Annotated in this window: 9 protein-coding genes; 1 reads left to right on the forward strand and 8 read right to left on the reverse strand. The window is 64.1% G+C overall.

Going from position 1 to position 9110, the window contains the following annotated elements; all coding sequences use genetic code 11:
- Positions 1 to 57: 57 nt before the first annotated feature.
- From GOOTI_RS02850 to GOOTI_RS02865, 4 genes are all read right to left on the reverse strand, one after another.
- Complete coding sequence (locus GOOTI_RS02850; protein ID WP_007237049.1) at positions 58 to 1803, reverse strand: hypothetical protein; 1746 nt, start codon at positions 1801 to 1803, stop codon at positions 58 to 60.
- 264 nt (positions 1804 to 2067) lie between these two features.
- Positions 2068 to 2940, reverse strand: a complete 873-nt coding sequence (locus GOOTI_RS02855) for a nitroreductase family protein (RefSeq protein WP_007237051.1) — start codon at positions 2938 to 2940, stop codon at positions 2068 to 2070.
- Positions 2933 to 3436 (reverse strand): DUF2505 domain-containing protein, encoded by a 504-nt coding sequence (locus GOOTI_RS02860; RefSeq protein ID WP_007237052.1) that lies wholly within the window; start codon positions 3434 to 3436, stop codon positions 2933 to 2935. The genes GOOTI_RS02855 and GOOTI_RS02860 overlap by 8 nt, the downstream gene beginning before the upstream one ends.
- A complete protein-coding gene (locus tag GOOTI_RS02865; RefSeq protein ID WP_007237053.1) occupies positions 3436 to 4122 on the reverse strand; it encodes a flavodoxin family protein in 687 nt (228 codons plus the stop codon). Before GOOTI_RS02865 ends, GOOTI_RS02860 begins: the two co-directional genes overlap by 1 nt.
- Positions 4123 to 4282: 160 nt before the next feature.
- Between GOOTI_RS02865 and GOOTI_RS02870 the strand changes: the two genes are divergently transcribed.
- Positions 4283 to 5101 (forward strand): class I SAM-dependent methyltransferase, encoded by an 819-nt coding sequence (locus GOOTI_RS02870; RefSeq protein ID WP_007237054.1) that lies wholly within the window; start codon positions 4283 to 4285, stop codon positions 5099 to 5101.
- A 3-nt stretch (positions 5102 to 5104) separates the two neighbouring features.
- Here GOOTI_RS02870 and GOOTI_RS02875 read toward each other — a convergent pair whose 3' ends face one another.
- From GOOTI_RS02875 to GOOTI_RS02890, 4 genes are all read right to left on the reverse strand, one after another.
- Positions 5105 to 6364, reverse strand: a complete 1260-nt coding sequence (locus GOOTI_RS02875; protein ID WP_007237055.1) for a phthiocerol/phthiodiolone dimycocerosyl transferase family protein — start codon at positions 6362 to 6364, stop codon at positions 5105 to 5107.
- 84 nt (positions 6365 to 6448) lie between these two features.
- Complete coding sequence (locus tag GOOTI_RS02880; RefSeq protein ID WP_007237056.1) at positions 6449 to 7282, reverse strand: ABC transporter permease; 834 nt, start codon at positions 7280 to 7282, stop codon at positions 6449 to 6451.
- Positions 7279 to 8112 carry an ABC transporter permease gene (locus GOOTI_RS02885; RefSeq protein WP_039993229.1) on the reverse strand — a complete coding sequence of 278 codons (834 nt, stop codon included), beginning with the start codon at positions 8110 to 8112 and terminating at the stop codon, positions 7279 to 7281. The genes GOOTI_RS02880 and GOOTI_RS02885 overlap by 4 nt, the downstream gene beginning before the upstream one ends.
- An 8-nt stretch (positions 8113 to 8120) precedes the next feature.
- Positions 8121 to 9089, reverse strand: coding sequence for an ATP-binding cassette domain-containing protein (locus tag GOOTI_RS02890; RefSeq protein WP_007237058.1), 969 nt, complete (start codon positions 9087 to 9089; stop codon positions 8121 to 8123).
- Between the last annotated feature and the right edge of the window lie 21 nt (positions 9090 to 9110).

Consider the following 9110-nt stretch of genomic DNA (forward strand, 5'->3'; position numbering starts at 1 on the left):
GGCGGCAATCAGCGAGGGGCAGCGACCGAAGCGCTGACCCCGCGCCGTCGACACGTCTTATGCGGCAGCTCTACTCGCGCCTCCGCTCCCGGACGATGCACCGCCCGAACCATTGGTGTTGTTCGACGACGGCGAGTCCGTGTCCGCGCGATGTTTACCGGTGTATCCGGAGCCGTCATCGGCCCGATGCCGACCAGCGCTCTGCTGTGTAGGTGACGTCGGTGAGTCGGACGCACTTCCGATCTGGGGAGCCTGGGTGGACGACGCGGCGGAGCCCGTGGCGGTGATGTCGGTCGGAGCACCCCCGGGAGTCGAGTCGCCCGACTGTGGAACCGGCTGCGGCTCGGGCAGTCTCGGAGTCGCGGCCGGCGTCTCCTGCCCCGGCAGGGCCGGGTGCGCGCGAGTGGGTGCCGCCGATGTGGGGTTCGACGCCGCGGCGTCGGCGGTGGGCTCGGCCGACTGGCCGGTGCCCCGAAGGTTCTGCAGTTCCTCGGAGTACGAGTCGGTTTCCGGTGCGGTGCGGGCGCCGCGGAGGGCCTCGTCGGCCGTGAGAGTGACCGACGTCCTGGCCGCGGACGTCTTGTGGATCACGGTGTTCGTGGTCCCGGGGGACGGCGTCGTCCCCTGTGCGGACAGTGCATTGACGAACGACTCCCTGATCATGGACGCGAGGTCTTCGGCGGATTCGACGGTGGTGCCGGTGGCGACACCCAATCCGCGGATGTTGGTGACGATGTTGCGCGCCACCAGCGTCGAGAGTGCATCGAGCTGATCGCCGAAGGCTGCCAGGTTCTCGGGGATGATCGTCGGTAGCTGCGGGATCATCGCCACCGAATCAGTCACGGACGCGACCCCGTCGGTGAAGATCTGATCCCAGGCCGCCTTCGTCCAGATGTTGGTCACCGGGACGTAGTCGTCGCGTTCCGGATCGGTGGGATCGTAGTTGTTCGCGGGGTTCAGGCTCCAGTCCTGATCGGTGAGCTTCTGACCGAGGTCGAATGCTGTGTAGTACTTGTCGAACAGCGCGAACTTCGGTAGTGATCCGGGAGCACCCGCAACACCGAACAACTGGCACGGCAGGCAGTAGGTGCCATCGACGAACGGATTGAGTCCGTTGAACACCGCCTTACCGAAGTCGCCGTAGGCCTGTGCCCACTGGTCAGCTGTCGGACCCTGCTCGATCGTGCCGGTCGGATCGTCGGTGAGTGTCGCCCAGATCGCCTTGGCCGGTCCGAAGAAGTCGAGGTGGACGGTCTTTCCCGACCACCACGGCTGTATTGCGACCTGGTCGCCGTCTGCATTCGTGTAGTAGGGGTTCTTCGGATCGATCGTGTTGCGGATCTCGGGAAAGGTGTAGCCCTCGGGTGTCAGCAATTGCCACATCGGGACCTGGCCGTACTGCAGCATGTACAGCGGATCGCTGCACGGCCCCGGCACTCCGGTGCAGTTGGGTGTCATCGGAGCAAAGGTCGCGAGCGTCATCCAGAGTTGATCCGATTGCGCGGCAGCGACCTTCGGGATCGGCATGAGAAGCAGGCTGATCGCAGTGACCTTCTCGTAATCCTGCTGGTCGAAACCGACGACGTTGGTGGGGATGTACAACCACCAGTTGCCGGAGTCGTTGAACGCCTTGGTGGTCTGCTGCAGCGCCTGGTACTGCACCGCTGGGATGTTGGCCACCGTCTCGTAGACATTCGCGGGTATGTTCGCCACAGAACTCGCCGCATGTGCTTGTGCTCCGGGGGCGGCCAGTTGGGCGCCCAGCGCGGCTACGAGTCCTGCCCCCGCGACGGCGGCAGTCACCGCACCGCTTCGCTTCGTGGTTGTGCGGGAGACCGTTGTGCCACGGGACGACGGATTCCCGTGTACGGCCCCGGCGCCGTACGTGAACATGGTGTCGGTGGTTGACCTGGTCAATGCTCAGCTCTCTATCGCATGGATGGATGACTCGACACCGAGAACCGTCGATTCGCACTCCACGGGGCACAACTGCTTCCCCACGACCCGTGGTGGCTGTGGCTCTCGGCACACGCTCTCGGTCGTCTATCGGACCGACCAGCGCGCGTGTTACCTCGGAGGTGTGAGGGTCGCCTCGTCGGCGGGGTCGGGCTGCGGTGCGGAATCGGTTGTCCCCGTGCGCTGATCGCGTGATCGCGGCTCGGGAGGTCTTTCATCTCGTGGTCCCCCGTCCTGCGCTTCCTTGTGTTTCGGTTGCTCGTCAATGGGCCGCAGCCACGCGCGCACCCCGTAGCCGTCGAGGTGGGTCACCTCACCCACAGGCCGTCGCGCAGACGGCCCGTACCGGCCGCGCGGCCATCCCATCGGCACGATGCACAACGGCGTGACGTTGACGGGGAGGTCGAGAATTCGACGCGCCGAGGTGAGATTCCACAGCGGCATGGTGGTCAGTGACGCACCGAGCCCCATCGCACGAGCGGCGAGGAGCAGGTTCTGCACGCTGGGGTAGATCGATCCCCAGTAGCCCGATTCCGCTGGATGCGGCATCCGGAGACCGGTGACGCGGCCCTCACGAACCCCGAGTCTCAGACAGGCGACGACGAGCACGGGTATCTCCTCGAAATGGTCCACCTGCCACTGGACGGCCTTCACCGTGCGTGCGCTCGCGTCGTCCTCCCGCACCAGATAGCGAAGCGCGAAGCGGGTGTACAGATTCCATGCCTGGCGGTAGCGGCGCGCGAGCTTCTCCTTGACCGCGCGGTCCTTGACGACGACGAATTCCCACTGCTGTCCGTTGTTGCCGGTCGGAGCCTGCAGGGCGAGTTCGATACACCGCAATATCACCGCGTCGTCGACCGGGTCCGGCAGCACTCTGCGTATCGCGCGTTGCGTCATCATTGCCTCACCCAGGGGCATGTCCAGGCGTGCGAAGGCTTCTTCCGGGGTCGGAATGGGCGTCGATCGTCGCGTCTGATCACCCATGAGCACGCACCCAGTCGGTGGTGAAATCCTGGATCTCCGGAATGTGTTGGCTGAACTGTTCTCCCACGTAGCTCTCGATCCGTCCGCCGACGACGGGAACCGGGAAGCGCACGACCCCGGAGAACGTCAGGTGTGATCCCGAGCCGCGCGGGGTCATTCGCGCACTCCCCCCGCCCGAGCCGGGGGCGCCAATCACCTCGACGACGAGTTCGCCGGTGACATCCCCGTTTCCCCGGGGGATCCACGTCTCAGTCGTCTTGACCTGCAGATCCCCGCGATAGACCTTCGTCAGCAGGGACGGCAGGCCATCTCGCCGGAGATCCTGCACGGTGACGATGTCGACCCGACCGGTGTCGTGAACGGTGAGTTGGTCGACAACAGTACGCGTACCGAAGGTCTCGAATCTGTCGTGCCAGTACGCGGCCGTGCCGAAGGCGTCGAGGACACGGGTGGTGCTGATCGGCGACTCGACGTCGACCTCGAATGTCTTGGGCATCAGACCCTCTCCTGAGCCAGTTGTTCGATGAGCCCTGCGGCGAAATCGCGTGACGCCGCGAGATCGCGCGAGCCGACGTTCGTCGGCGGAATGCGTATGCCCAGATAGGATTCGCGGTACTCCCCGGAACCGAGATAGCTCGTCAACGACAACATCGAACGCAGCTGGTCGCCCGGATACTGGACGTGTATACCTCCCAGGTAGCGCCCGCCCTGCCACTGACCGAGTCTGCGCACCTCGTCGAGGTTTCCCTTCCAACTGTCCCTGCACACCACGACCACGGCGAACGGCGTGCCCGCCAGCACTCGGCGCGCGTCGTCGGATGTCAGGAACGACCGGATCGGAATACTGGCTTTGCTCCACCACGTCGGGGAGCCGATGCAGACGAGGTCGTACCGGCCGTCCCGGACGGTGTCGGGTACCGCGATGGATCCGGTGGCCCTCCTGCTCTGCGCGGGAAGCACGCTCAACATATCCGGCCAAACCCTACGCATGGGGAAACGGGAGAAACGGTCCGCATACCGGGTGTCGGTGAACTCGATGTCGGCGTCCACGACTTCCCATCCCCGCGCGCGGAACTCGTCGGCAGCCGCCGCCAGCATTGCCCGTGATTGTCCGGTGTAGCTGTAGGAGACCATCAGGACGCGTGGAGCACGCTGAGGGCCGTTTTGATCGGAATCGCTCACCGGTCTACCTCTCGTCAGTGAATTGATGGTCGGTGAATTGATCGTCTGGGGACTGATGGCTCGGAGATGACAAAGGTTCAGGCATCCGACATCGCGCATGAATCCTGTTCGCGCATTTGGCCGATGGCGCAGCGCGTCGTCGACCACTAGTGTGTTGCCAATGACCGACAAGGCCGTCGTGGACCTCACCGGTGCCGCGAAGACGATGCTCACAACTCTGTACCTGAAGGCGCTCGATGCCCGGTTCGCCGAACCGGTGTTGGGTGACGCGTTCGCCCGCGATGCGGTCGAGCGGCTCGACTTCGACTGGGACAGCCTGGGAGTCACCGCCAGGTGGGCGCCGATCGTCACGGTACGCACTGCCCTCTACGACGTGTGGGCTCGTGAATTCCTTGCGCAACAGCGCAATGCCACGGTGATCCACATCGGTTGTGGTCTCGACGCTCGGGTTTTCCGACTGGACCCCGGACCTGATGTTCGTTGGTACGACTGCGATTTCGCCGACGTGATCGCTCTGCGTGAGCAGATCTACCCGAGCCGGGAGAACTATCACCTGATCAAGACGTCGGCAACGGATCCCTCGTGGCTCCAACAGATCCCGGCGGATGGTCCGGTGCTCTTCCTCGCGGAGGGAATCAGCATGTACCTCACGCAGGACGAGGGAACCGCGCTGTTGCGTCGCGTGGTCGACAGATTCGGCTCCGGAGAGATCCAGATCGATTTCTACAACTGGCTCGCGATCAAGACGCAGAAGATGCACATGCTCAACAGGCGTTCCGGGTCGACCCTGTTCTGGGCTGTGAACGAGCCGGGAGAGGTCGTCGACGCGGTCCCCGGTCTGCGCCTGGTGGACGACACCACCCTGTTCGACGCGCCGACGTTCGATCGGGTGCGCGGGGGATTCCGTGCGGCGCGCACCGTCTCGCGGTTGGCGCCTGCTGCTCGGAAATCGTTGCAATATCATCGATTCGCTTTCTGAGGGTCAGCCGACGCGGTCGGCGACCGCGTGTGCGGCGAGCTCATTGAGCAGCTCCTCGATGGCTGCGATCGAGCGTTCCGGATCGACCCCGTGCGTGTGGTATTCCACCATGAGCCGACCGTCGAAGATCTTGCTCGTGTACATCTCGATTCCGCCACCGACCTGGAAGTACAGTTCGCCATGCACTGCGGTCAACGTCACGTCCGGGGGTGTACGCATCGGTGGGATGATTCCGTTGTCGGTCACCATGACCACGTCGGGCAGCCCCGGTGGATTGCCGTCGTACTGCGGGGTGAAGTGCAGCAACGACTGGGCGATGATGCCTTCGTCGAGATCGGTGCGGTATGCCTCTGAAATGGCCTGCGCGAGCTTGAGAACATCTGTGTTGCGGTCGATCTCGGCGAGGTACGTGCCGACGCCGACGGGATTGGTGGCCGCCGTCGCCGTGACCGGCGGTGTGAGGATGTAACGCAGATCGACCGGGTAGATGTACGGGACGGGGATGGCGCGTTCGCCACGGAGTCGCCACTCCGCGATGAGAATTGTCGCAGACAACACGCCGTTGAGGCTGATCCTGTGCTCCCTGGCGTATGCGGTGATCGCGCGTGTGCGCTCCGCACTGATCTGACACCAGGCCATCGGAACTCTCATCGGTGCGGCGGGACGCTGCGACGATGTCGCGCGTCGCGACGGAGGTAGGTCGTAGGCGAACAACGCAGGCATGAACCGCTCGAGTCCCGAACGTGGCAGTTTGACGACACCGCGGTCGGCCAGCACGCTCTCCAAAGAGGCGGGCGCCGGCTCTATCGGTCCCGGCCGAAAGTCTCCTGTGGTGACGAGATCGGTGTAGTAGGAGAACAATTCCTCGATCAGGCTGAACTGGTGATGGCCGTCGGCAAGACTGTGATGAACGTAGAGCGTGGCCTGTACCGACGCCGGGAGGATCACCAGGCGCAGGTGTACCAGGGTTTCGGTCTGGTCGAAGTGGATCGGTGCGATGTCCGCATCGACGTCGGTCGCATGTACGACGATGATCCCGGGATGCATCAGGTCGTCGACGACGATGTCCCATCGTCCGTCGGATGCCCTCTCCAGATGTCCACCGAGTACGGGATGTGTGTCGAGCAGGGCGTCGAATGCTTCCGCCAACGCGTCGACGTCGAGCGGTCCGTCCAGATGCGCTCCGAGACCGACGAAGTTGTGTGTCTCGGCGAACATCTCCTCGCTTTTCGCGAGCTTCCTGACTGTGGAGGTTGAACTCATCTGGACCACTTCCTGAGCTCGGGGTGCACGCTCAACGGGACGCGCACCGTTGTCGGATTGACTGCACGGTGTTCGACGAGGCGGCTATTCACGCATGCTGGCCCGTCGGTAGCCGAGGATGGCGGGAACCAGACAGATGCCCGCGATGATCGCCGACCAGGTCACCAGTCCGACGAACGGCGCGAGCACCGGACCGCCCATCGACAGTCCGCGCATCACGTCGACGGTGTAACTCAGTGGCTGGTGCTCGACGGCAGGCCTGATCCACTCGGGATACGCCTCGAGCGGGACGAACCCGGTCGAGAAGAACATGAAGAGCCCGGACACGAGAGCCGTCGCCTCGACCACGATCGCCTTGGCCGCGTACAGCGCGACCGCCGCCACCCCGATGAAGAACGCCAATCCGAAGATGCACGGCACGAACAGCCAGCAGATCGCGGCGAGGATGCCCTCGTGGAAGCGCATGCCGAGGATGAGTCCTGTGATCATGAGAGCGGCGGTCGCTAGAACGATGCGGGCCGCCTCGGCGGCAATGCGGGCGATGAAGCCCGCGGCACGGTTGATCGGCAGAACCCACAGCCGCGCGAGGAGGCCGTCGTCTCGCTCGCGCATGAGTCCGAGGCCGCCAACGGTCGCCCCCTGGGTTGCGGCGACCATGGCAACGAGCGGCACACTGCCGTACAGGGCGCTGTGACCGCTGAATCTGGCAATCCCGTCCCCGAGCACGATGTTGAGAGTGACGAGGAAGGCAACCGGAACGAGAACCGTTTCGGCGGTTGTCGCGGGATCGCGCGTCCAGCGTCGCAGAAGTCTGTTCGTGAGTGTCGCGGTGTCGCCCACGAGAGATCGCAGCGAACGTTCGTTCGTACGCTTCCGGACGCCGATGGAATCGTGCTCGGCCGTCGATGTGAGGGTCACTTCGACGTTCCTCTCGACGACACGGCGGTGTATGCCAACGCGAGCACGACGAACAACCCGACAATCCACAGCACGGCTGGTCCGACCGTCTCCCAACCGATCTCTCCTGCTGCAGGCGTCGAATCACCGGCGAGAGCCCTCAGCGCGTACACGAACTGCGAAATCGGCTGATTGCGCACGAATCCCTGAATCCAAGACGGGAAAGCGTCTGCGGCCTGCACACCGACCGACAGCAGCCCGAAGATCAACTGCGGCAGCATCATCATGTGTGTTGTGGCGTCGGGGTTTCGGGCGGCCGTTCCCACCACCTCTCCCAACAGGGACAGAACGGCACCGATCGCGAGCACCAACAGACAGAACCCGATCGTGGCGGTCACACCGTTGTAGAAGCGGAATCCGATCACGTATCCGCAGATCAGGGAGATGACCAGTGCCACGGTGCATCGATACATGCTCGCTGTCAGACGCGACGCCAACGGAATGAACCGCGATATCGGCATGGCCTGGAATCGCCGATTGATCCCGGCCACGGCGTCGGAGGCAGACCGGAATGCGCCCGAGATCGCCGCGAAACTGACGGCCTGCAGTGCGATCAGCGGCATGAGGTATTGCGCATAGCTGCTCATGTCGGTCGCATACATCCCGATCTTCTTCAGTGGAATGTAGAAACCGACGGTGAACATGATCGAGGCAGCGATCTGGGTGAGGAGTTCACCGTTTCGGAAAGTCGGAAGAATCGACCGAGAGGTCAACACCCACCACTGCTGCAGTGGGGACGGCTCGGCACCACGGGTTGCTGACGCGTCCCGTGCGTAGATGTCGTTGTGCATCGCGCCCGTCATACCGGCAGCCCGTCGTCGACTCGGCTCGTCGGTGCGACGTCGGTGCCGGTGAGGGCGAAGAACACCTCGTCGAGCGAGGGACGTCGTAAACCGATGTCGGCCAACTGGATACCGGTGCGCGAGAGACGATTGACCACCTCGACAAGGGTCTCGGGGCCCCGCGGTGCCGGCATCGCGATGCGGTCGGTTTCGGCGGACAGGACGTTGCGCTTCTGTCGGGGCAGCATGGGACCGAGTGCGTGGATGATCGCAGGGATGTCGGAGACGTAGCGCGGAACGATCTCGCAGTACGTCGCCCCCGTGCGGGCCTTGAGTTCGTCGGCGGTGCCCTCGGCGATCACGGTCCCGCGGTTGATGACCACGATCTTGTCCGCGAGGGTGTCGGCCTCCTCGAGGTACTGCGTGGTGAGGACCGTTGCGATTCCCTGGCCCTTGAACTTCGCCACCAGATCCCACACCGCCTGGCGGCTGCGCGGATCGAGACCGGTCGTCGGCTCGTCGAGGAAGACCACCTCCGGTCGGACGACGAGACCACAGGCGATGTCGATACGCCTGCGCATACCCCCCGAGTACGTGCCGAGTTGACGGTCGGACGCGTACTGCAGGTCGAACTGGTGCAGCAGATCGTCGGCACGCTGCTGCGCGGCACGCTTACGCAGCCCCTGCAACCGCCCGAACATGATGAGATTCTCACGACCGGTGAGCATCTCGTCGAGAGCAACCTGCTGTCCCGTCAGCATGATCGAGCGTCGCACCGCGGCCGGGTCGTCGGCGACATCATGACCGGCAACACGCACGATCCCCGAATCGGGCTTGCTCAATGTCGAGAGGATGTCGACGGTCGTCGTCTTGCCGGCGCCGTTGGGACCGAGCAGACCGAGGACCTCTCCCCGACCGACGGAGAAGCTCACCCCCCGTAGCGCTTCGAAATCGCCGAATCGCTTCCGGAGGTTGTCGACGACCACCGCGAAGTCGGACTCCTCTCG

Origin of the sequence: Gordonia otitidis NBRC 100426, assembly GCF_000248075.1 — a bacterium.
In the GTDB taxonomy this organism is placed as follows: Bacteria; Actinomycetota; Actinomycetes; order Mycobacteriales; family Mycobacteriaceae; genus Gordonia; species Gordonia otitidis.

Excerpts from the sequence above, each read along its gene's own strand:
- GOOTI_RS02855 (WP_007237051.1), bottom strand. The coding sequence starts at position 2,940 with ATGGGTGATCAGACGCGACGATCGACGCCCATTCCGACCCCGGAAGAA.
- GOOTI_RS02860 (WP_007237052.1), bottom strand. The coding sequence starts at position 3,436 with ATGCCCAAGACATTCGAGGTCGACGTCGAGTCGCCGATCAGCACCACC.
- GOOTI_RS02870 (WP_007237054.1), top strand. The coding sequence starts at position 4,283 with ATGACCGACAAGGCCGTCGTGGACCTCACCGGTGCCGCGAAGACGATG.
- GOOTI_RS02875 (WP_007237055.1), bottom strand. The coding sequence starts at position 6,364 with ATGAGTTCAACCTCCACAGTCAGGAAGCTCGCGAAAAGCGAGGAGATG.
- GOOTI_RS02885 (WP_039993229.1), bottom strand. The coding sequence starts at position 8,112 with ATGCACAACGACATCTACGCACGGGACGCGTCAGCAACCCGTGGTGCC.